At 60.1% G+C, this 22,860-nt stretch carries 17 protein-coding genes; 8 read left to right on the forward strand and 9 right to left on the reverse strand.

Annotated elements, in window-relative coordinates; translation table 11 throughout:
• Nucleotides 1–879 precede the first annotated feature (879 nt).
• The 8 genes from CLU80_RS07880 (at nt 880) to CLU80_RS07915 (ending at nt 12,217) form a co-directional block, all read left to right on the forward strand.
• Nucleotides 880–2,037 carry an efflux RND transporter periplasmic adaptor subunit gene (locus CLU80_RS07880; RefSeq protein WP_099757135.1) on the forward strand — a complete coding sequence of 386 codons (1,158 nt, stop codon included), beginning with the start codon at nt 880–882 and terminating at the stop codon, nt 2,035–2,037.
• Nucleotides 2,034–5,135 (forward strand): multidrug efflux RND transporter permease subunit, encoded by a 3,102-nt coding sequence (locus CLU80_RS07885; protein WP_099757136.1) that lies wholly within the window; start codon nt 2,034–2,036, stop codon nt 5,133–5,135. The genes CLU80_RS07880 and CLU80_RS07885 overlap by 4 nt, the downstream gene beginning before the upstream one ends.
• An 8-nt stretch (nt 5,136–5,143) precedes the next feature.
• The gene (locus tag CLU80_RS07890; protein WP_007916978.1) at nt 5,144–5,821 is read left to right on the forward strand and encodes a heavy metal response regulator transcription factor; all 678 of its coding nucleotides are present in this window, start codon (nt 5,144–5,146) and stop codon (nt 5,819–5,821) included.
• On the forward strand, nt 5,811–7,175 hold the full coding sequence (locus CLU80_RS07895; protein ID WP_099757137.1) for a heavy metal sensor histidine kinase: 1,365 nt from the start codon (nt 5,811–5,813) through the stop codon (nt 7,173–7,175). Before CLU80_RS07890 ends, CLU80_RS07895 begins: the two co-directional genes overlap by 11 nt.
• Before the next feature lie 224 nt (nt 7,176–7,399).
• A protein-coding gene (locus CLU80_RS07900) for an IS3 family transposase (RefSeq protein ID WP_286079704.1) occupies nt 7,400–8,541 on the forward strand; the annotation gives its coding sequence in 2 pieces (ribosomal slippage) (nt 7,400–7,661 and nt 7,661–8,541; 1,143 coding nt in all).
• Between the two features lie 198 nt (nt 8,542–8,739).
• Nucleotides 8,740–8,961 carry a hypothetical protein gene (locus CLU80_RS07905; RefSeq protein WP_099757138.1) on the forward strand — a complete coding sequence of 74 codons (222 nt, stop codon included), beginning with the start codon at nt 8,740–8,742 and terminating at the stop codon, nt 8,959–8,961.
• Between the two features lie 197 nt (nt 8,962–9,158).
• A complete protein-coding gene (locus tag CLU80_RS07910) occupies nt 9,159–10,475 on the forward strand; it encodes an OprD family porin (protein WP_099757139.1) in 1,317 nt (438 codons plus the stop codon).
• Nucleotides 10,476–10,708: 233 nt separating this feature from the next.
• Nucleotides 10,709–12,217: a sensor domain-containing diguanylate cyclase gene (locus CLU80_RS07915; protein WP_099757140.1), complete on the forward strand. Its 1,509-nt coding sequence runs from the start codon at nt 10,709–10,711 to the stop codon at nt 12,215–12,217.
• Between the two features lie 178 nt (nt 12,218–12,395).
• Here CLU80_RS07915 and lpxC read toward each other — a convergent pair whose 3' ends face one another.
• The 9 genes from lpxC to murD form a co-directional block, all read right to left on the reverse strand.
• The gene (gene lpxC / locus CLU80_RS07920) at nt 12,396–13,307 is read right to left on the reverse strand and encodes a UDP-3-O-acyl-N-acetylglucosamine deacetylase (protein ID WP_007916984.1); all 912 of its coding nucleotides are present in this window, start codon (nt 13,305–13,307) and stop codon (nt 12,396–12,398) included.
• 112 nt (nt 13,308–13,419) lie between these two features.
• A complete protein-coding gene (gene ftsZ, locus CLU80_RS07925) occupies nt 13,420–14,616 on the reverse strand; it encodes a cell division protein FtsZ (protein WP_016986475.1) in 1,197 nt (398 codons plus the stop codon).
• A 67-nt stretch (nt 14,617–14,683) separates the two neighbouring features.
• Nucleotides 14,684–15,943, reverse strand: coding sequence for a cell division protein FtsA (gene ftsA / locus CLU80_RS07930; RefSeq protein ID WP_007916987.1), 1,260 nt, complete (start codon nt 15,941–15,943; stop codon nt 14,684–14,686).
• 15 nt (nt 15,944–15,958) lie between these two features.
• On the reverse strand, nt 15,959–16,825 hold the full coding sequence (locus CLU80_RS07935; protein ID WP_053123632.1) for a cell division protein FtsQ/DivIB: 867 nt from the start codon (nt 16,823–16,825) through the stop codon (nt 15,959–15,961).
• Nucleotides 16,826–16,829: 4 nt separating this feature from the next.
• Nucleotides 16,830–17,789, reverse strand: coding sequence for a D-alanine--D-alanine ligase (locus tag CLU80_RS07940; RefSeq protein ID WP_093430684.1), 960 nt, complete (start codon nt 17,787–17,789; stop codon nt 16,830–16,832).
• Nucleotides 17,786–19,246, reverse strand: coding sequence for a UDP-N-acetylmuramate--L-alanine ligase (murC, locus tag CLU80_RS07945; RefSeq protein WP_016987574.1), 1,461 nt, complete (start codon nt 19,244–19,246; stop codon nt 17,786–17,788). The genes CLU80_RS07940 and murC overlap by 4 nt, the downstream gene beginning before the upstream one ends.
• Nucleotides 19,239–20,309, reverse strand: a complete 1,071-nt coding sequence (gene murG, locus CLU80_RS07950; RefSeq protein ID WP_064392864.1) for an undecaprenyldiphospho-muramoylpentapeptide beta-N-acetylglucosaminyltransferase — start codon at nt 20,307–20,309, stop codon at nt 19,239–19,241. The genes murC and murG overlap by 8 nt, the downstream gene beginning before the upstream one ends.
• Entirely contained in the window at nt 20,299–21,516 is a 1,218-nt protein-coding gene (gene ftsW, locus CLU80_RS07955) for a putative lipid II flippase FtsW (protein ID WP_007916996.1), read from the reverse strand. The genes murG and ftsW overlap by 11 nt, the downstream gene beginning before the upstream one ends.
• Nucleotides 21,513–22,859 (reverse strand): UDP-N-acetylmuramoyl-L-alanine--D-glutamate ligase, encoded by a 1,347-nt coding sequence (gene murD / locus CLU80_RS07960; protein ID WP_099757141.1) that lies wholly within the window; start codon nt 22,857–22,859, stop codon nt 21,513–21,515. Before murD ends, ftsW begins: the two co-directional genes overlap by 4 nt.
• Nucleotide 22,860 lies beyond the last annotated feature (1 nt).

Below are 22,860 nucleotides of genomic sequence, written 5' to 3' on the forward strand. Positions count from 1 at the left end.
TGACACAAATTTAAACAGCTAAAAACCAACCCTCACCCTAGCCCTCTCCCGGAGGGAGAGGGGACTGACCGAGGTGTTTGGCAGAGCTACGCCGACGTGCGATACCGTGTTGAACTCAGGTTTTGAAACAGATCAAAAGCCCCTCACCCTGGCCCTCCCGAAACGTCGGACCGCCCTTAGGGAGAGGGGACTGATTGAGGTGTTTGGGCGAAGTACGCCGACGTGAAATACCGAGCCGAACTCAGATTCTGAAACAGATCAAAAGCCCCTCACCCTAGCCCTCTCCCGGAGGGAGAGGGGACTGACCGTGGTGTTTGGTAGAACCACGCCGACGTGCAATTCCGCGTTGAACTCAGATTCTGAAAGGCCCACAAATCGGCTCCCTCTCCTCGGGGAGAGGGCTGGGGTGAGGGGTGAATCCACCACAAATCCAAAGCCGAACATACGCTCTTCACCACTCAATAGGCCGAGTGTCAGCTCGCCTGCTCTTGATCTTGATCCACGGGCGACGTCGGAAGGCTGAGCGGAGGGATTGATCCGGGGGTGGGAGCGCAGCGACCGTTTGGCGCAGCCAAACACAGCGGGAGTAGGTGCAGCGAAGCAAACCGGAGACGCTGCGCCCGGATCGATCCCGGAGCGAAGGAACCCCGAGCCCCAGCGAGCGGGCCGCACGCAGGAGCAAGCGTTTTTGGTTACTTTTTAGGCGTTTGTAAAAAGTGACCCGCCGTAAGGGCGGAACCGTAACAGCCACACCCGCAAAAACGGATATACACCCAGAGAAAACTGACAGCGCCGACAGCTAGCCGTCACCCTCCTGACCCCAAAACAAGTTTATAAAGACCCTAACCCTGCCCAAAATCCGTCCGGCGCCCACCCCGCATGCGAATCCAAAAAAACACAGCCCTGCTAGCCCTAGTGATCGTCCTGGCCGCCGCAGGTACATGGTGGGCAATGAAACCCGCCCCAACCAAACTCGCCACCCCCAGCGCCATCCCCGTGCGAGTTATAGCGGTCAGCGAAAAAGACGTCCCCCGCTACACCAGCGGCATCGGTTCCGTACTCTCATTACACAGCGTCGTAGTGCGCCCCCAGATCGACGGCATCCTCACCAAAATCCTCGTCAAAGAAGGCCAACTCGTCAAAGCAGGCGACCTGCTGGCCACCATCGACGACCGCTCCATTCGCGCCAGCCTCGACCAGGCCCGCGCCCAACTGGGCGAAAGCCAGGCGCAACTGCAAGTCGCCCTGGTCAACCTCAAGCGCTACAAACTGCTCACCGTCGACGACGGCATCTCGAAACAGACCTACGACCAACAACAAGCCCTGGTCAACCAACTGAAAGCCACCGCCCAAGGCAACCAGGCTTCGATTGATGCTGCGCAAGTACAACTTTCCTACACACAGATCCGCTCCCCGATCACCGGCCGTGTCGGTATTCGCACCGTCGACGAAGGCAATTTCCTGCGCATGACCGACACCGCCGGCCTGTTCACCGTCACCCAGATCGACCCGATCGCCGTCGAATTCTCCCTGCCCCAGCAAATGCTGCCGACCCTGCAAGGCTTGATCAACGACCCGCAACGCGCGCAGGTCAAGGCCTACATCGGCGCCGACACCGATGGCGAAACCGGCAACCTGCTCGGCGAAGGACACCTGACCCTGATCGACAACCAGATCAACGCCAATACCGGCACCATCCGCGCCAAGGCCGAATTCGACAACGCCAGCCAGAAGCTCTGGCCCGGCCTGCTGGTCACGGTAAAAATTCAGACAGCCCTCGACAAAGATGCCCTGGTCGTACCGCCCACCGTCGTACAACGCGGCCTCGACCAACATTTCGTTTACCGGGTGAACGGCGACAAGGTCGAAGCGGTGCAGGTGCAGATGGTTTATCAGGGCAGCGGCCAGGACATCATCAAAGGCGTGAAGGCCGGTGACGTGCTGGTCACCGACGGCCAGTCGCGGCTTAAACCGGGTTCGACCGTGCAAGTCATGAGCGAGCCGCCGCAGGTGGTGCAAGCGGAGCCAAAACCATGAAGGCGCACAAAGGCGTCTCTACGTGGTGCATTGATCACCCGGTCGCGACGATCCTGCTGACCATCGCTTTGGTGCTGGTCGGTTTGATTGCCTTCCCGCGCTTGCCAATCGCCCCACTGCCGGAAGCGGAGTTTCCTACGATTCAGGTGTCCGCACAGTTGCCCGGCGCCAGCCCCGACACCATGGCCTCGTCCGTGGCCACGCCGCTGGAGGTGCAATTCAGCGCCATCCCCGGCATGACCCAGATGACCTCCAGCAGTGCGCTCGGCTCCAGCCTTTTGACTCTGCAATTCACCCTCGATAAAAGCATCGACACCGCCGCCCAGGAAGTCCAAGCGGCGATCAACACTGCCGCCGGCAAACTGCCCAAGGACATGCCGACCCTGCCGACCTGGAAGAAGGTCAACCCGGCCGACAGCCCGGTGCTGATCCTCAGCGTCAGCTCGACGCAAATGCCCGGCACCGAACTCAGCGACCTGGTGGAAACCCTGCTCTCGCGTCAGATCAGTCAGATCGACGGCGTAGGCCAAATCAACATCACCGGTCAGCAACGTCCGGCGATTCGCGTACAAGCCTCGGCGGACAAACTGGCGGCGATCGGCCTGACCCTTGCCGACATCCGACTGGCGATTCAGCAGACCAGCCTCAACCTGGCCAAAGGGGCGCTTTACGGCGAATCAAGCATCTCGACGTTGTCGACCAACGACCAGTTGTTCCACCCTGAGGACTACAGCCAACTCATCGTTTCCTACAAGGATGGCGCCCCGGTTCACCTGCGCGATGTCGCCAAAGTCGTCAATGGTTCGGAAGATGCCTACGTGCAAGCGTGGGCCGGCGATCAACCCGGTGTGAACCTGGTGATCTCGCGCCAGCCCGGCGCCAACATCGTCGAAACCGTCGACCGCATTCAAGCCGCCCTGCCCGGCCTCGAAGCCATGCTGCCGGCCTCGGTGCAAGTAAAAACCCTGATCGACCGCACCCAGACCATTCGCGCCTCGCTGCATGAAGTCGAAATCACCCTGTTGATCGCGATCCTGCTGGTGGTCGCGGTGATGGCGCTGTTCCTGCGTCAGTTGTCGGCAACCCTGATTGTCTCGGCGGTACTGGGTGTTTCGCTGATCGCCAGTTTCGCTTTGATGTACCTCCTCGGTTTCAGCCTGAACAACCTGACGCTGGTGGCGATCGTCGTCGCGGTTGGCTTCGTCGTCGACGACGCGATTGTGGTGGTGGAAAACATCCACCGCCATCTGGAGGCCGGCGACGACATGCGCGAAGCGGCGGTCAAGGGCGCCGGCGAGATTGGCTTCACCGTGGTCTCGATCAGTTTCTCGTTGGTGGCGGCGTTTATTCCGCTGCTGTTCATGGGCGGTGTGGTCGGGCGGCTGTTCAAGGAATTCGCCCTGACCGCGACCTCGACCATCATGATTTCCGTGGTGGTATCGCTGACTTTGGCGCCGACGCTGGCCGCGCTGTTCATGCGCAAACCGGTGCACCACGCCCACGACAAACCGGGTTTCAGCGAACGCCTGCTCGGCTGGTACGAACGAGGCCTGCGTCGCGCCCTCGCCCATCAGAAATTGATGATTGGCGTGTTCGGTTTGTCGCTGGCGATGGCCATCGGCGGTTACATCTTTATCCCGAAAGGTTTCTTCCCGATTCAGGACACCGGTTTCGTCCTCGGCACCACCGAAGCCGCTGCGGATATTTCCTACGGCGACATGGTGAAAAAACACCTGGCGATGGCCGAAATCGTCGCCGCGGATCCGGCCGTGCAGGCGTTTTCCCACTCGGTGGGTGTCTCCGGCAGCAACCAGACCATCGCCAACGGCCGCTTCTGGATCGCGTTGAAGAAACGCGGCGACCGTGACGTCAGCGCCAGCCAGTTCATCGACCGCATCCGTCCGCAACTGATGAAGGTCCCCGGCATCGTCCTCTACCTGCGCGCCGGCCAGGACATCAACCTCAGCTCCGGCCCGAGCCGCGCGCAGTATCAATACGTGCTCAAGAGTAACGACGGCGCGACCCTCGCGACATGGACGCAACGCCTCACGGAAAAACTGCGTAGCAACCCGGCGTTCCGCGATATTTCTAACGACCTGCAACTGGGCGGCAGCATCACCCACATCAGCATCGACCGCAGCGCCGCCGCACGTTTCGGCCTCACCGCGAGCGATGTCGACGAGGCGCTGTACGACGCCTTCGGCCAACGCCAGATCAATGAATTCCAGACTCAGGTCAACCAGTACAACGTGATTCTGGAACTGGACACCAAACAACGCGGCAAGGCCGAAAGCCTCAATTATTTCTACCTGCGCTCGCCACTGAGTGGCGAGATGGTGCCGCTGTCGGCGCTGGCCAAATTCGATGCGCCGACCATTGGTCCGTTGTCGATCGCCCATGACGGCATGTTCCCGGCGGCCAACCTGTCGTTCAACCTTGCGCCCGGTGTGGCGTTGGGTGATGCGGTAATTCTGCTCAATCAGGCCAAAGCCGAGATCGGCATGCCCACCGCGATCAGCGGCAATTTCCAGGGTGCGGCGCAGGCGTTCCAGAGTTCGCTGGCCAGTCAGCCATGGCTAATTCTCGCGGCGCTGGTGGCGGTGTACATCATTCTCGGCGTGCTTTATGAAAGCTTCGTGCACCCGCTGACCATTATTTCGACGCTGCCGGCGGCAGGTTTGGGCGCGGTGATCATGCTGTGGATCTGCGGCCAGGACTTTTCGATCATGGCGCTGATCGGGCTGGTGCTATTGATCGGTATCGTCAAGAAGAACGGCATTCTGATGATCGACTTCGCCCTCGAAGCGCAGCGCCACCGAGGCCTGTCGCCGCAGGATGCGATTTTCGAAGCATGCATCACGCGGTTCCGGCCGATCATCATGACCACCCTCGCCGCCCTGCTCGGCGCCCTGCCGCTGATGCTCGGTTACGGCACCGGCGCCGAACTGCGTCAGCCGCTGGGGATCGCGGTGGTCGGCGGTTTGCTGGTCAGCCAGATGCTGACGTTGTTTACCACTCCGGTCATATACTTGTGGCTTGAGCGGCTGTTCCACAGGCCCAAACCTGCGCCCGTAGCGGCGCTGGCGACCACAGACTGAGGCGGGTCATGCGCGTTCTGATTATCGAAGACGAGGAAAAAACCGCGGACTATCTGCACCGCGGTCTGACGGAACAGGGTTACACCGTGGATCTGGCCCGCGACGGCGTCGAGGGTCTGCATCTGGCGCTGGAAAGCGACTACGCGGTGATCGTCCTCGACGTCATGTTGCCGGGCCTCGATGGCTTCGGCGTGCTGCGCGCGTTGCGTGCGCGCAAGCAAACCCCGGTGATCATGCTCACCGCCCGCGAGCGCGTCGAAGACCGCATCAAAGGCTTGCGCGACGGCGCCGACGATTACCTCGGCAAACCGTTTTCCTTCCTTGAGCTGGTCGCGCGCCTGCAAGCGCTGACCCGGCGCAGTGGTGGGCATGAACCAGTGCAGGTGAGCATCGCCGACCTGTGGATAGATTTGATCAGCCGCAAGGCTACCCGCGCCGGCACCCGACTGGATCTGACCGCCAAAGAGTTCTCCCTGTTGAGCGTCCTCGCCCGCCGGCAAGGTGAAATCCTTTCGAAAACCGCCATCGCCGAGATGGTCTGGGACATCAATTTCGACAGCGATGCCAACGTTGTCGAAGTCGCAATCAAACGCCTGCGCGCCAAGCTCGACGGGCCGTTCGACGAGAAACTGCTGCACACCATTCGTGGCATGGGTTATGTGCTGGAGAGCCGTGGTGTCCAGTAACTCGATTGCCCTGCGCCTGAGCGGCATGTTCACGCTGGTGGCGCTGCTGGTGTTTCTGTTGATCGGCGGCGCGCTGTATCAACAGGTCGATAAAGGCTTGGGTCTGCTGCCGGAAGCCGAGCTGGATGCGCGTTACAGCGTGCTCGAATCAGCGCTCAATCGCTTCGGTACGCCCGAGCATTGGGTGAAGATCAACGCCAAGTTGAAGCTGCTGGGTGAAGAGGACAAACGCATTCGTTTCTGGGTGGTGAGCGGCGATCCGGGTTACGAATACGGTCAGCCCGATGCGGCGATCCGTACTTTTGCCAAAGGCCCGTTGGGCATGCATGACTTGCAGTTGCCCGGCCAGCCTTATCCACTGAAAGTGCTGCTGACCGAGTTGCCGGCCAAAGATCAGCGTCCGCCGCTACGGTTCATGATCGGCATCGATACCGAGACCTTTCATGAGACGCAGCACAACCTGCTGATTGCCTTGATCGGGCTGGCGATTGTCGGTGTGCTGATGGCTTCGGCGCTGGGCTATTGGGTCGCGCGGATTGGTCTCAAACCGCTGATCAAACTGTCCCATGAAGCTCAACGACTGGCGCCTCCGCTGCGGGCCGGGCGCTTGCGTCTGTCGCCGCTGCCACCGGAACTTGAGCAGTTTGTCGACTCCTTCAACTCGACGCTGGAACGGGTTGAGCAGGCCTACTCGCGGCTGGAATCGTTCAACGCCGACGTCGCTCATGAGCTGCGTTCGCCGCTGACCAATCTGATTGGTCAGACTCAGGTGGCGCTGACCCGTGGGCGTTCTGCCGAACATTATTTCGAAGTGCTGCAATCCAATCTGGAAGAGCTGGAACGGCTGCGCTCGATCATCAACGACATGCTGTTTTTGGCCAGTGCCGATCAGGGCAACAAGGCGACCAAACTGACCTCGACGTCGCTGGCCGATGAGGTGGCAACGACCCTGGAATATCTGGATTTCATTCTCGAAGACGCGCAGGTTGAGGTGCAGGTCAGCGGCGATGCGCAGGTGCAGATCGAGGTCGCGCATTTGCGCCGGGCGTTGATCAATTTGCTCAGCAACGCGGTGCAGCACACCGGCGCGGGTCAGGTGATCGAGGTGCACATCGAGGTTAAAGAGCATCAGGTGAGTATCGGCGTGGCCAACCCCGGTTCGCCGATTGCCAGCGAGCATTTGCCACGGTTGTTCGAGCGCTTTTATCGGGTCGATGCGTCGCGTAGCAACAGTGGCAATAACCATGGGCTGGGGCTGGCGATCGTCAAGGCGATTGCGTTGATGCATGGCGGCGATGTGTTCGTGCGCAGTGATCGGGGGATGAATACCTTCGGGATTTATTTGCCGGTCTGAAAGCCCCTCACCCTAACCCTCTCCCCGAGGGAGAGGGGACTGACCGTGGTGCTCTTTCGAAGTACGCCGACCTGAAATATCCAGCCGAACTCAGATGTTGAAAAGCCCCGGATCGGCTCCCTTCCCCCTCGCCCCCCCTGGGGGAGAGGGCTGGGGTTGATCTGGCTTAATGATTCTGGACACCCCTAAAGGGCGTTAATCTACGCCCAACGAAGAGGTGTGATTTGACCAGAAGATATTTTTCGACAGATTTCAAACGGGATGCGGCTTGCCTGGTTTTGGATAAAGACTATTCGGTGAGTGAAGCCTGCGAAGCAATGGGCGTGGGCCCTACAGCTCTGCGCCGCTGGGTTGAGCAACTGCGTGCGGAGCGCAGCGGCAAGACGCCTGAGAAGTCCAAGGCCATGACCGTTGACCAACAACGCATCCAGGAACTGGAAGCAACAATTCGACGGATTGAGCGCGAGAAGGAAATTTTAAAAAAGGCTACAGCTCTCTTGATGTCGGATTCCCTCGATCGGTAAGGCTGGTCGAGGAGTTAAGCGAGCAATATCCAAGATCCGAGTTGTGTGGCGTGTTTGGTATCAACCGCAGCAGTTATTACGAGCGTCTGAAACAGCGGGCGAAAGTGCATGTCGGACGCGATCGCCTAAAGATCAAGGCTGCCGAATTACATGAGCAAAGTCGCGGCTCAATGGGCGCGCGCAGCCTGTCAAAAGCGCTGTGTAACGAAAAAGAGTCGGTAGGTCGTTACATGGCTCGTAGCCTGATGCGCGAGCTCGGTTTGAAGAGCCAGCAACGGCGCAGGCATCGGTACAAACCCAGCGGTGCGGAGGCGCAATACGCCCCCAATCATTTGGAGCGTAAATTCAATGTCGAGGCCCCCAATCGAGTGTGGTGTGGCGACGTAACTTACATTTGGGCCGGTACTTACTGGGTTTATCTGGCTGCTGTACTTGATCTGCATGCCCGCCGCATCGTCGGCTGGGCGATGTCCAGAAGTCCGGATTCAGCTCTGACCTGTCGAGCGTTAAAGATGGCTTTCGAGTCGCGAGGACGCCCTGAAAACCTAATGTTCCATTCGGATCAGGGCTGTCATTACAGCAGTAAAGTGTTTCGTGAAACGCTGGCGGACATGCGCATAAAACAAAGCATGAGTCGACGAGGAAACTGCTGGGACAACGCCCCGATGGAGCGTTTCTTTGGCAGTTTGAAATCTGAATGGATACCCAAGGCTGGCTACCGAAACGAAGATGAGGCCAGTACCGATGTATTGCGCTACCTGACCCATTATTACAATCGGATCAGGCTGCACAGTCACAATGGCTACCGAACTCCGGTGGACATGGAGGCCCTGGCGGCATGAAAAAGGGTAAAACCCTATAACCGTGTCCAGTATCGTTTGACCAGATCAGGTGAGGGGGTTGCTCTTGGCCGCACCGCGATCTTCGACTTTTACCTCCTGCGCAACAGTCATTTATGAAAATCACGCTGTTTCCCAACGCTCGGCGACCTTATCTTTGCCCGCACCAAACAGCACTCGCCAAGCGAGAAGGTTTTCAAGATGTCCAACAGTATGGGTATTGCCAGCGCTTTCGTTTTGTCCTCATTGATCCTGTCGCCGATGGCGATGGCTGAAGAATCGCAGTCGTTCGTAGCGCAAAATATCGCTCGCGCGCAGGCCTTCGATCAGCATCAGGCCGAAGTGATGGCCAAGGCACAAGACGCCACGCAAGCCCCGCAGGCTGCCACTTCCCAGGCTCAAGCGTCCGAGAAAGACAGCTGAGTCGCGCACCGCGCCAACGTTTCCCTCGACGCGGTTGTTTGGCTCTTCCCGTTCAACCGTCGTCATTCTAGGCCGCTGCCTTTCAGCGGCCTTTTTTCGTTGTGGTCTGAAAGCCGTTTGGTTCGTCTGTAACAACAAGAAACATCACGCCCCTCAGGACATTGAGGGGCCAGTTGACCCAAGGAGCTCCATCGCACGTGCGTTACCCAGTTCGCTGCACCCCGCTGTTCATTGCAATTGCCGCAACGATTGCCCCTGCCGCTCACGCTGACGAGCCTGCCAAAGATGGCTTTGTCGAGGGTTCGAGCCTCAACCTCAACGCCCGCAACTACTACATGAATCGCAACCGCTTGCAGAAAGCGGACGACAACATCGAGTGGGGCCAGGGCTTTCTCGGGATCTTCAAGTCGGGCTACACCGAAGGTACGGTCGGTTTCGGCATCGATGCCCACGCCATGCTGGGATTGAAGCTCGATGGCGGTGGCGGCACCGACGGCTCGAGCATCCTGCCGGTCAGAGAGAATGGCGGCAAAGCGCCGGGGGCGTTCTCCACGGCGGGCGGCACGTTGAAAATGCGCGCGTTCGATACCGAGTTGAAGGCCGGTGACCTGTTCCTCACCAACCCGGTCATCGCCGGCGGTGATACGCGCATGCTGCCGCAGACTTTCCGTGGTGTGAGCCTGACCAACCACAGCTTCGACGGCTGGTTGATCGAAGGCGGCCAAGCGAGTTTCACCAAGCCTTACAACCAGAGTGGGCACACGCGCATCGGCACTTCCTACGGCACTCTTGCCGACGGCGATGAGAGCCAGCACCTGAACTGGGCCGGCGTGGCGTGGAGCGGTGTCGAAGGCCTGACCAGCAGTCTTTATGCCTCTGAGTTGAAGGACATCTGGAACCAGTATTACTACGACCTCGACTACACCTGGCAGTTGAACGATCTGGTCAGCCTCAACCCAGGCTTGCACTTCTATCACACGCAAGACACCGGTGATGCGCTACTGGGCAACATCGACAACAACACCTACAGCCTGCATTTCACTGTTGGCGTCGGTAATCACAGCGTTACCGCCGCGTATCAGCGGGTCAACGGCAACACGCCGTTCGACTACATCAGCCAGGGCGACAGCGTTTATCTGGATAACTCACAGCAGTATTCTGACTTCAACGGCCCGAACGAGCGCTCGTGGAAGCTCAAATACGCTTATGACTTCGCCGGTATCGGCATGCCGGGACTGACCTCGTCGGTGTCCTACTCGCGCGGCACTGTCGACCTGACCAAGGTTGACCCCGACAGCAAAGGCTATTCCAACTGGTACAGCGCCGATGGCCGCAACGCCAAGCATTGGGAACGCGATCTCGACGTTAAGTACGTAGTGCAGAGCGGTCAGGCCAAGGATCTGGCAGTCCACCTGCAATGGGCGACCAACCGAGGCGGCAACGGCTACGGCGTGATTGATTCGGACACAGATGAATACCGTGTTGTCATCGACTACCCGATCAACGTCTTCTAAGATCAGCGCTAAGCTGACTGCAGACTGACTCCAATAGCTCAAGCAATGACCAACCCTGTGGGAGCGAGCTTGCTCCGGGCGGCGTTCCGACGAAGGCGATCTTTCAGCAACATTGATGTTGGCTGACACAACGCATTCGCGAGCAAGCTCGCTCCCACAGGTATTTTGCGTCAGGCGCTTCGGTGGTGTTGTGCAACTACGCTTATAAGACTCCCCCCAACCGATAACCCATCATGATCGCGAGCCGTACCCCTCCCGTTGCGGGCAAGACCGGACGCCCCGAGTTGCTGCTGATCTGCGGCAGTTCGCTGACCGTGATCGCGATTCTGTGCATCGTCACGTTCCTGCTGATCCGCGAGCACGCCAACGCTCAGGAGTCGGCTACCCGCAGTGCCACCACCATCGCGCAACTGATCGACGCCGATGTCCTGCGCACCGTCGAGTTGTACGACTTGACCCTGCAAGGCCTGATCGCCGCCGCCCAGCGCGATGACCTGCAAGATGTCTCACCGCAGATCCGCCATTTGGCGCTGTTCGACCGCTCGACCACCGCGCGCTTCAAGGGCGACATACTGCTCCTCGACAAACACGGAGATGTGATTGCCGACTCCTCGCGGATCGAGCCGAAACCGGGCAACTTTGCCGACCGCGATTATTTCCTCGCCCACGCATTCAATCGCGATGTCGGCATGTTTATCAGCCGCCCGTTCAAGACCCGTTGCGACTGCGACGAGGCCAATCAGTGGCGCATCAGCTTCAGTCGACGGATTTCCTCGCAAACCGGTGAGTTCGCCGGGGTAGCCGTGGCGTCGATGAAACTCGATTACTTCGATCAGTTGTTCAACAGCCTCGACATTGGCAAAGACAGCACGCTGAACATCATCAACAACGACGGCGTCCTGCTGGCGCAGAAGCCGTATCTGCAAAGCGATTCCATCGGCAAGAGCTACGGCAACCGACCGAATGTCGTGCGTATTCTGGGTGACAAGGATGGCAATGGCAGTTTTACCAGCACCTCGAGCATGGACCATCAACAACGCCTCTATACCTATTCGCGGGTCGGCAATCTGCCACTGACGGTGATGGTCGCGCTGTCCAGCGACGAGGTGTTCGGCACATGGCGTCGTACCGCCCTGTTGATCAGCGGCGCCACTGGGGTGTTGTGCGTGGGGTTGCTGTGGCTGACCTGGCTGCTGGCTCGCGAGTTGCGCTTGCGTCAACGGGCCGAGCGCGAGCTGGCGCAACTGGCCGCTACCGATGCACTGACGGGAGTGGCCAATCGGCGGATGCTCGATCAGGCACTGCGTCATGAGTGGTTCCGCGCCCAGCGCTCGGGCAAAGCGATGTCGGTGATGATGATCGATGCCGATCACTTCAAGGCCTTCAATGACCGGCATGGACATCAGGCTGGAGATCAGGCGCTGAAGACGCTGGCCAGGGTCATCACGGAAAATGTGCGGCGACCGACGGATCTGGTGGCGCGCTACGGAGGTGAAGAGTTTTCGGTGATTCTCGCCGAGACCGACGGCCATGGCGCACAGCAGATAGCCGAGCATATTCGTCAGGCGGTGGAGCAGTTGCCGTTGGTCGACGGGGCCGAGCGGCCGATGACCGTGAGTATCGGCATTGCGAGCTGGACGGCGGCGAGTGAGATGACGCTGGAGCAGTTGTTGTTTGCGGCGGACAAGGCGCTGTATCAGGCCAAGGAAAGTGGGCGCAATCGGGTGGTGGTGGCTGCCTGAACGTTCTGAGGCGATCGCACCGACGCCTTCGCGAGCAGGCTCGCTCCCACATTTGAAATGCATTCCCCTGTGGGAGCGAGCCTGCTCGCGAAGAGGCCAGATCAGGCACTAGAGCAATTGCAGGCATAAAAAAAGGCCATCCGAGGATGGCCTTCAAAAAACTAGAGAGGTTTTTTACTTACACCGCCGCAACCGGGCGCATGTAAGAGATTGGTGCGGTGCTGGCGTCTTCGAACGTCACCACTTCCCAAGCGTCTGTCTGCTCAATCAACTTGCGCAGCAGCTGGTTGTTCAGTGCATGACCGGACTTGAAGCCTTTGAACTCACCAATCAGGCTGTTACCCAGCAGGTACAGGTCGCCAATCGCGTCGAGGATCTTGTGCTTCACGAATTCGTCTTCATAGCGAAGGCCGTCTTCGTTCAACACGCCATCGGCATCGACCACGATTGCGTTTTCAACGCTGCCGCCGAGTGCGAGGTTGTGCTTGCGCAGGTACTCGATATCACTCATGAAACCAAAGGTACGGGCGCGGCTGACTTCTTTTACGAACGAAGTGCTGGAAAAATCCACGCTTGCACTTTGGGTGCGGTCCCGGAATACCGGGTGATCGAAATCGATCTCGAAGCTCACCTTGAACCCTTCGAAAGGGACGAAAGTGGCGCGTTTGTCGCCGTCTTCCACTGTCACTTCACGCAGGATGCGGATGAATTTCTTGGCGGCGTCCTGTTCTTCCAGGCCTGCCGATTGAATCAGGAATACGAAGGGTCCAGCGCTGCCATCCATGATCGGGACTTCGGACGCGGAGAGCTCGACGTAGGCGTTATCGATGCCCAGGCCAGCCATGGCCGAGAGCAAGTGCTCTACCGTGTCCACTTTGACGTCGCCGTTAATCAGCGTCGTCGACATAGTGGTTTCACCGACGTTTTCCGCGCGGGCAGGAATCTGCACCACAGGGTCGAGGTCAGCGCGACAAAACACAATGCCAGTGTCGACAGGCGCAGGCTTGAGGGTCAGATAGACCTTCTCACCGGAGTGCAGGCCTACACCTGTGGCACGGATAATATTTTTCAGTGTGCGTTGTTTAATCATGGCTTGGGCCGCTTCAGCGCAAATTGCGAACTGGTATCAACAAAGGCTGGCGATGATAGCAGACCATGCCTTTGCTGAACACCAATCACCTTCATAGCCCTGATACATTCCATCAATCGGCCTGACGACGCAGGAAAGCCGGGATGTCCAGGTAGTCCAGATCATCTTGCGGATTCATCTTCGCGGCAGCCGCAGCACCGGCCTGAGCCTGGTTGCGCATGACGGTCGGACGGTCCAGATCACGGTAGTTGACCGCAGGCGCTTCCTGACGGGCCGGAGCCGGTTGTTGTACCTGGGCAGAAGCCATGGAGGTATGAACGGTGTTGTCGATGACCTTCACAGGCTTCTCGATTTTCGCGCCCAGACCCGTGGCAACCACGGTCACGTGCAGTTCGTCGCGCATGTCAGGATCGATAACGGTACCGACCTTGACCATCGCGTGTTCGGAAGCGAAGGCTTCGATGATGCTACCCACGTCGGAGTACTCACCCAGGGACAGGTCAGGACCGGCGGTGATGTTCACCAGGATGCCGCGTGCGCCTTGCAGGTTCACGTCTTCCAGCAGCGGGTTGCGGATCGCCGCTTCGGTGGCTTCACGTGCACGGTTCGGACCGCTGGCGCAGCCAGTGCCCATCATCGCCATGCCCATTTCGCTCATCACGGTACGTACGTCGGCGAAGTCGACGTTGATCATGCCCGGACGCTTGATGATGTCGGAGATACCGCGAACGGCACCGGCCAGTACATCGTCAGCCTTGGCGAAAGCCGACAGCAGGCTGGCGTCTTTACCGAGGATGGTCAGCAGCTTCTCGTTGGGAATGGTGATCAACGAGTCGACGCTTTCCGAGAGCATGCGGATGCCTTCATCGGCGATCTGCATACGCTTGCGGCCTTCGAACGGGAACGGACGCGTTACGACAGCAACGGTCAGAATGCCCATTTCCTTGGCCACTTCGGCGATGATCGGCGCAGCACCGGTACCGGTACCGCCGCCCATGCCAGTGGTGATGAACACCATGTTGGTGCCCTGCAGGACTTCGGCAATGCGCTCACGGTCTTCGAGAGCGGCCTGACGACCTACTTCAGGGTTGGCGCCAGCGCCCAGACCTTTGGTCACGCCGGTACCCAGTTGCAGAATGGTACGCGCGCCGATGTTTTTCAGCGCTTGAGCATCAGTGTTGGCGCAGATGAATTCAACGCCTTCGATGTTGCTCTTGACCATGTGATTGACTGCGTTGCCGCCGCCACCGCCAACACCGATAACTTTGATTACCGGGCTTGCGGGGATGTTGTCTACGAGTTCGAACATTTTCCCTCTCCTTACATTCTCTAGTTTTTTCGCCTACTGCTGTTTGTTGCGGTGTTGCGGTAAAGCTTTAGAAGTTGCCTTGAACCCACTTCTTCAATCGGTCCAGCAACGGCGCCTGTGGCTCTTCGTTGCTGTAGCTGTCGCGGCTGCCGATGCCGGAGAACGAAACCCCGTCGGACTGCTTTTGCAGGCCGTACATCAACAAACCAACGCCAGTGGAATAAATCGGGTTGCGCACTACGTCATCCAGGCCCTTCACGCCATGCGGCACACCAAGGCGCACCGGCATGTGGAAGATTTCTTCGGCCAGTTCAGTGGCGCCTTCCATTTTCGAAGTGCCACCGGTCAGCACGATGCCGGCCGGGATCAGGTCTTCGTAGCCGCTGCGACGCAGCTCGGCCTGAATCAGCGTGAACAGTTCGTCGTAACGCGGCTCGACCACTTCGGCCAGGGCCTGACGCGACAGTTCGCGCGGTGGACGGTCGCCAACGCTCGGCACCTTGATGGTTTCACCGGCACCGGCCAGTTTGGCCAGGGCGCAGGCGTAGCGGATCTTGATTTCTTCGGCGTACTGGGTCGGGGTGCGCAACGCCATGGCGATGTCGTTGGTCACCTGATCACCGGCAATCGGGATCACCGCCGTGTGGCGAATCGCGCCTTCGGTGAAGATCGCGATGTCGGTGGTACCGCCGCCGATGTCGACCAGGCACACGCCCAGTTCTTTCTCGTCGTCGGTCAGTACCGAGTAGGCCGAGGCCAGTTGCTCGAGAATGATGTCGTCGATTTCCAGACCGCAGCGACGCACGCATTTTTCAATGTTCTGTGCGGCGTTGACGGCGCAGGTGACTACGTGAACCTTGGCTTCCAGACGTACGCCGGACATGCCCAGAGGCTCACGAACGCCTTCCTGGTTATCGATCACGTAATCCTGCGGCAGGGTGTGCAGCACGCGCTGGTCAGCCGGAATCGCCACGGCCTGAGCGGCGTCAAGCACGCGCTCAAGGTCGGCCGAGCTGACTTCACGATCGCGGATCGCGACGATGCCGTGGGAGTTCAGGCTGCGGATGTGATTGCCCGCCACACCGACGAACGCCGAGTGAATGCGGCAGCCCGCCATCAGTTGGGCTTCTTCGATCGCGCGCTGGATCGATTGCACGGTGGACTCGATGTTGACCACCACGCCCTTCTTCAGGCCACGGGACGGATGGGTACCGATCCCGACGATTTCCAGCGAGCCGTCGTCGGAAACCTCGCCGACCAGCGCCACCACCTTGGAGGTGCCGATATCGAGACCGACGATCATTTTGCCGCTTTGCACGTTTGCCATGGGTCCTGCCTCTTCTTAATTCTTCGCGACAGCGGGTTGGGCTGTCGTCGGCGCTACTGGTTCCCGCCAGCCAACAGCGAGGCCGTTGGCGTAGCGCAGATCGATGCGCGCAATGTTCGTAATCTGGTCTTTAAGCGTCTTGTCATAGATGGCGATAAAGCGGCGCATCTTTTCCACCAAGTTGCCGCGTCCCAGCAGCAACTCGATGCCGGGGCCGGAACTGCCGGCACCGGTGGTCAGAAACCAACTCCCGCGTTCACGCAGTTCCAGGCGTGCAATCGAGAAGCCCAACGGCCGCAGCATCTGGCTCAGCACCTGATACTGCTGCATCACTTGCTGCTGGGCCCGTTGTGGACCGAACAGCTGTGGCAGATGTTCGTAGTTCGCCAGTTCCTTGGGCGTAAACGCCTGGCCCTGGTTGTTCAGCAACGACTCATCACCCCAACGCGCCACCGGCAGTTGCTCTTCGAGGCGGATCACCACCTGGTCCGGCCACACCCGACGTACTTCGGCGTGGGCGATCCACGGCATCTGCTCAAGCTCGGTACGCATACCGGCTAGGTCGATGGTGAAGAAGCTCGACGCCACGTACGGGGCGATCCGCTGCTGCACCGCTTGCTGGCTGATGTAGCTCAGGTCGCCTTGCACGGCGATCTTGGTGATCGGCCGGTCGGCGTACGGCAGCAAACGCGTTGCACCTTCGTAAGTACCAAAGCCCAGCACCACCAGCAGCACTGGCCAGAACAGACTTTTCAGAAAGCCGAAATTGGCTTTCGGCAGGCGCGCGGACATCGGCTCTTTCGCCACCATTCGGCTGGCACCCCGTGGCACCGGCTTGCGGCCGGGTGCGGGAGGCTGATGTCGGAGCTGAGCGCCTTGCATCGTCTTAACCTCGAGCGTCTTCAACACTGGCGGCCAGAATAGCCAGAACCAGTTGCTGGAAATCCAGACCGGCCGCACGCGCGGCCATCGGCACCAGACTGTGATCGGTCATACCCGGTGCGGTGTTCACTTCCAGGAACCAGAACTGCCCGTCGGCGTCCTGCATCACGTCCGCCCTGCCCCAACCGGCAATACCCAGCGCCTCACAGGCCTTGGCCGTGAGATCCATGAGTTCCTGTTCCTTGGCGGCATCCAGCCCGCACGGAATGCGGTACTGGGTATCGTTGGCGATGTACTTGGCGTCGTAGTCGTAGAACGTGTGCGGTGTACCCAGGGCAATCGGAGGCAACACCTGGTCACGCAGGGTGGCGATGGTGAACTCCGGACCTTGAATCCATTGCTCAACCAAGACTTGCGAATCGTAGGTACTGGCCGCTTTCCATGCGTCGATCAACTCGGACGCAGAACTCACTTTGGCCATCCCGATACTTGAACCTTCATGCGCCGGTTTGACGATCAAAGGGAAGCCCAGTTCCGTCGCCGCCGAAATACAATCGGCTTCGCTGCACAGCACGGCGTGACGCGGCGTCGGAATCCCGAGGCTGTGCCAGACCTGCTTGGTGCGCAGTTTGTCCATCGCCAGTGCCGAAGCCAGGATGCCGCTGCCGGTGTACGGAATGCCTGCTACTTCAAGCAGACCCTGCATGGAGCCGTCTTCACCACCACGGCCGTGAAGAATGATGAACGCGCGGTCGATCTTTTCGCTGAGCAGACGTTGCAGAATGTCTTCGCCAACGTCGATGCCGAACGCGTCCACGCCAGCGCTTTGCAGCGCGTCGAGTACGGCGTTACCGGATTTCAGCGACACCTCACGCTCGGCACTCAGGCCGCCGAAGAGCACGGCGACACGGCCGAAGTCTTTCGGCGCGATAGTGGAAAACAGCTTGGCGTAGGCAGCAGTCATTTCAACTTCCCCTCGACCGACGCCGCCACGGCGCCAGCGAACAATTCACTTTTCAACAGCTTCGGCGCGAGACCACCGATATCACCGGCGCCCTGGCACAGCAGGATGTCGCCGGCACGCAGCAGCGGCTTGACCAGCGGCGCCAGATCGACGCCACGCTCGATGTAGATCGGGTCGAGCTGACCGCGCTGGCGGATGCTGTTGCACAGCTTGCGGCTGTCGGCACCCGGGATCGGCTCTTCGCCGGCCGGATAGACTTCCATCAGCAGCAGGACGTTGGCGTCGGCCAGTACATTGACGAAGTCGTCGTACAGGTCACGGGTGCGGCTATAACGGTGCGGCTGGTAAACCATCACCAGACGGCGCTCCGGCCAGCCACCGCGCACGGCTTTGATCACTGCGGCGACTTCGGTCGGGTGGTGACCGTAGTCATCGACCAGCATCACGTTGCCGCCGTCCACCGGCAGTTCGCCGTAGACCTGGAAGCGTCGACCGACGCCCTGGAAACCCGACAGGCCCTGGACGATGGCTTCATCGCTGACGCCTTCGTCGGTGGCGATGCAAATGGTCGCCAGCGAATTGAGTACGTTGTGGTTGCCGGGCATGTTCACCGACACGTCCAGCGGCTCGCGATCCGGGCGCAGCACGGTGAAGAACGTCTGCATGCCTTGCTGGCGAATATTGATCGCGCGCACGTCAGCGTCTTCGCTGAAGCCGTAAGTCACGGTCGGACGTTTCACCAGCGGCAGGATTTCACGCACCACCGGATCGTCCAGGCACATCACTGCCAAACCGTAGAACGGCAGGTTGTGCAGGAACTCGACGAAGGTTTTCTTCAGTTTGTTGAAGTCACCGTCGTAGGTCGCCATGTGGTCGGCGTCGATGTTGGTAACCACGGCCACCAGCGGTTGCAGGTGCAAGAAGCTCGCATCGCTTTCGTCGGCTTCGGCGATCAGGTAACGGCTGGTGCCGAGCTGGGCATTGGTGCCCGCGGCATTCAGACGACCACCGATGACGAACGTCGGGTCCAGACCACCGGCGGCGAACACCGAAGCGATCAGGCTGGTGGTGGTGGTTTTGCCGTGCGTACCGGCAACGGCGATGCCGTGGCGATAGCGCATCAGTTCGGCGAGCATCTCGGCACGCGGCACCACCGGAATACGACGCTCAAGCGCGTTCGCCACTTCCGGGTTAGAGGTGTTCACAGCGCTCGACACCACCAGCACGTCGGCGGCAGCGGCGTTCTCGGCACGGTGACCAATGAAGATGTGCGCGCCGAACGATTCCAGACGCTCGGTCACCGGCGACGCTTTCAGGTCGGAACCGGAGACTTCATAGCCCAGGTTCAACAACACTTCGGCGATACCGCACATGCCCACGCCGCCGATGCCGACGAAGTGGATGCGACGGATGCGGCGCATTTCCGGTTGCGGCATGGCTTTCTGATTCTCAACCATGAGCCACCTCCAGACAGGTATCGACCACGCTACGGGTGGCATCGGGTTTCGCCAGACGGCGGGCCGCTTGGGCCATATCTTCGAGTCGTTGCGGTTGCATCAAGACCTCTGTCAGGCGCGCGGCAAGGTCCGCGGCACCAGTCGTTCTTTGTGGCATCAGGAAGGCAGCGCCTTCGCGGGCCAAATAATCGGCGTTGCGAGTCTGGTGATCGTCGATCGCGTGGGGCAAAGGCACCAGCATCGAGGGCAGACCGGCGGCAGCCAGCTCACTGATGGTCAACGCGCCTGCGCGGCACACCACCAGGTCAGCCCAGCCATAGGCCTGGGCCATGTCTTTGATGAACGGCTGCACCTGCGCATCCACGCCGGCGGCGCGGTAGCGCTCTGCAGTCACTTCATCGTGATTTTTGCCGGCCTGATGAAACACTTCCGGGCGCAAATCGGCAGCGACTTGGGCCAGGGCTTCAGGCAGCAATTTGTTCAACGGTTCTGCGCCCAGGCTTCCGCCGAGGATCAGCAAACGCGCTTTGCGACCGGCCAGAGCAGGTCGCGATGTGTCGAGGAACAGCTCGCTGCGCACCGGGTTTCCGGTGGTACGGCGGGTGTCCGACAGAGTAAAGGTGTCGGGGAACGCTTCACACACCCGGGCGGCGAACGGCACCAGCAACCGATTGGCGGTGCCGGCCACTGCGTTCTGCTCGTGAACGATCACCGGCACACCGGCCAGTTTCGCGGCAAGACCACCGGGGCCAGTCACATAACCACCGAAGCCGACCACACACACTGGCTTCAAGCGACGAATGATTGCCCGCGCCTGCCATACCGACTTGAGCAGCATGAACGGCGCCTTGAGCAGCGACAGCTTGCCCTTGCCGCGCAGGCCGGTGGCGTTGATCCGGTGCAGTTCCAGCCCTGCGGCCGGGACCAGTTCATTCTCGATCCCGCGTGGTGTGCCGAGCCAGTGCACGGTGTAGCCGCGCGCCTGAAACTCGCGAGCACAGGCCAGCGCCGGGAACACGTGGCCGCCGGTTCCGCCGGCCATGATCAATACGTTAGCGCCCATGATTCGGCTCCTCGGCGAAGTCGCTCTCATGGAATTCCATCTCTTCGCTGCCCAAATGGGTTCGACTCTCCCACTCGATCCGCAGCAGCAAGCCAAGGCAGGCACAGCAGATCACCAACGAGCTGCCGCCATAACTGAGGAACGGCAAGGTCAGACCTTTGGTTGGCAGCAGGCCGACGTTCACGCCGATGTTGATCAGGAACTGACCAATCCACAGGAACGACAGGCCGTACGCCACGTAAGCGGCGAAGAACTGTTTGGCTTTTTCCGCCCACAGACCGATGTACATGCCACGAATACACACGAACACGAACAGGGCGACGGTGCACAGCGAACCGACGGCGCCCAATTCTTCAGCCAGAACCGAGAACACGAAGTCGGTGTGCGCTTCCGGCAGGTAGAACTGCTTCTGCACGCTGTTACCCAGACCGACGCCGAGCCATTCGCCACGACCGAACGCGATCAAGGCTTGCGACAACTGATAGCCGGCGCCGAACTGGTCGGCCCACGGGTCAGCGAAGTTGGTCAGACGCGCCATTCGGTAAGGCTGCATTTGAATCAGCAAGACCACCGCTCCGACCGCCAACACCACCATCAGCGAGAAGCGGAACAGCCCGACCCCGCCGAGGAACAGCATGGCCGCCGCAGCGCCCATCATTACTACGGTGGCACCGAAGTCCGGCTCCATCAGCAACAGGCCGGCCATCGGCAGCAGCACGATGAACGGCTTGAAGAAGCCCATCCAGCTCTCGCGCACTTCCTTCTGACGCCGCACCAGATAACCGGCGAGGTAGATCACCACGAATACTTTGGCGATTTCCGACGGCTGCACGTTGAAGAAGCTGAAACCGATCCAGCGCATCGAACCGTTCACTTCGCGACCGATGCCGGGAATGATCACCATCACCAGCAAACCGAACGCACCGATCAGCATCAACCAGCCGAGACGTTGCCAGGTGGCGATCGGAATCATCATGGTGACGATGCACGCGCCCAGGCCCAGCACCACATAAATAAGGTGGCGAATCATGTAATACAGTGGGCTGCCGGACTGTGCGGCCGCCACTTCGGTGGACGCCGAGGCGATCATTATCAAACCGAGACCGAGCAGCGCCAGGCAACCGGCGAGCATCGGGAAATCGAGGTCGATACCGCGCCCGGTGATGATCGGCGACGGATACGGTTTGATGATATTGCGCAGGCTCATGCCAATTCCTCCACAGCGCGGACGAACTGGTGACCACGGTCTTCGTAATTCTTGAACATGTCGAAACTGGCGCAGGCCGGCGACAGCAGCACCACATCACCCGGTTGGGCAGCGGCGCGGCATTGCGCAACGGCGTCGACCAGCGAGGTCGCGCGAATCAGTGGCACGGCATCACCGATGGCTTCACCGATCTTGTCGGAGTCGCGGCCCATCAGGATCACGGCGCGGCAGTTGGCCGCGACCGGATCACGCAGATCGTTGAATTCGGCACCCTTGCCATCGCCGCCGGCGATAAGGACGACCTTGCCGTCGATGTCTGCGCCCAAGCCTTCGATGGCGGCCAGTGCAGCGCCGACGTTGGTCGCTTTCGAATCGTTGTAATACGCCACGCCGTCGAGATCACGTACCCACTGGCAGCGGTGTTCGAGACCGGCGAAATTGCGCAGCGCCGCGAGCATCGCATCGAACGGCAGGCCGACGGCATGACCGAGCGCCAGCGCCGCGAGGGCATTGGACTGGTTGTGCGCGCCACGAATCTTCAATTCGCGCACTGGCATCAGGTTCTGGAATTCGAAGGCCAGATACTTCTCGCCGTCTTCTTCGCGGATACCGAAGGCTTTGAAATCAGGTTTGGTCAGGCCGAACGTCCAGCATGGCTGGCCTTCGCCCATCAGCGGACGGCTCAGTGCATCCTGACGGTTGACCACGAACTGCTTGGCGCCACGGAAGATCCGGTGCTTGGCCAGGTGGTAAGCCGGCAGGCCGCTATAGCGATCCATGTGGTCTTCGCTGATATTCAGCACGGTGGCCACTTCGGCGTTGAGCTGGTCGGTGGTTTCCAGCTGGAAGCTCGACAGTTCCATCACGTACAGCTCGACGTCGTCGCTGAGCAGATCCAGCGCCGGGGTGCCGAGGTTGCCGCCGACAGCGACACGTTTGCCGGCCGCAGCCGCCATTTCGCCGACCAGGGTGGTGACGGTGCTTTTCGCGTTGGAACCGCTGATGGCCACGATCGGCGCCTGCGCGTTACGCGCGAACAGCTCGATGTCGCCGGACAGTTTCACGCCACGGGCCGCAGCGGCTTGCAGGGCCGGGGTCGCCAGCGCCAGGCCGGGGCTCACGTAGAGCTCGTCGGCACGGCAGAGGAATTCGACGTCCAGCTCGCCACAACGCACTTCCACGTGCGGATAGTCACGCTTGAGCGTGGCCAGTTCCGGTGGATTTTCCCGCGTGTCCGCCACGGCAAACGACGTGCCCCGGTTCGCCAGGAAGCGAACCAGGGACATGCCGCTCTTGCCGAGGCCGACAACGATGCGGAAGTGGTCAGAAGCGATCAGAGACACT

It is taken from the genome of Pseudomonas sp. 29 (genome assembly GCF_002754355.1).
Classification (GTDB): domain Bacteria; phylum Pseudomonadota; class Gammaproteobacteria; order Pseudomonadales; family Pseudomonadaceae; genus Aquipseudomonas; species Aquipseudomonas neuropathica.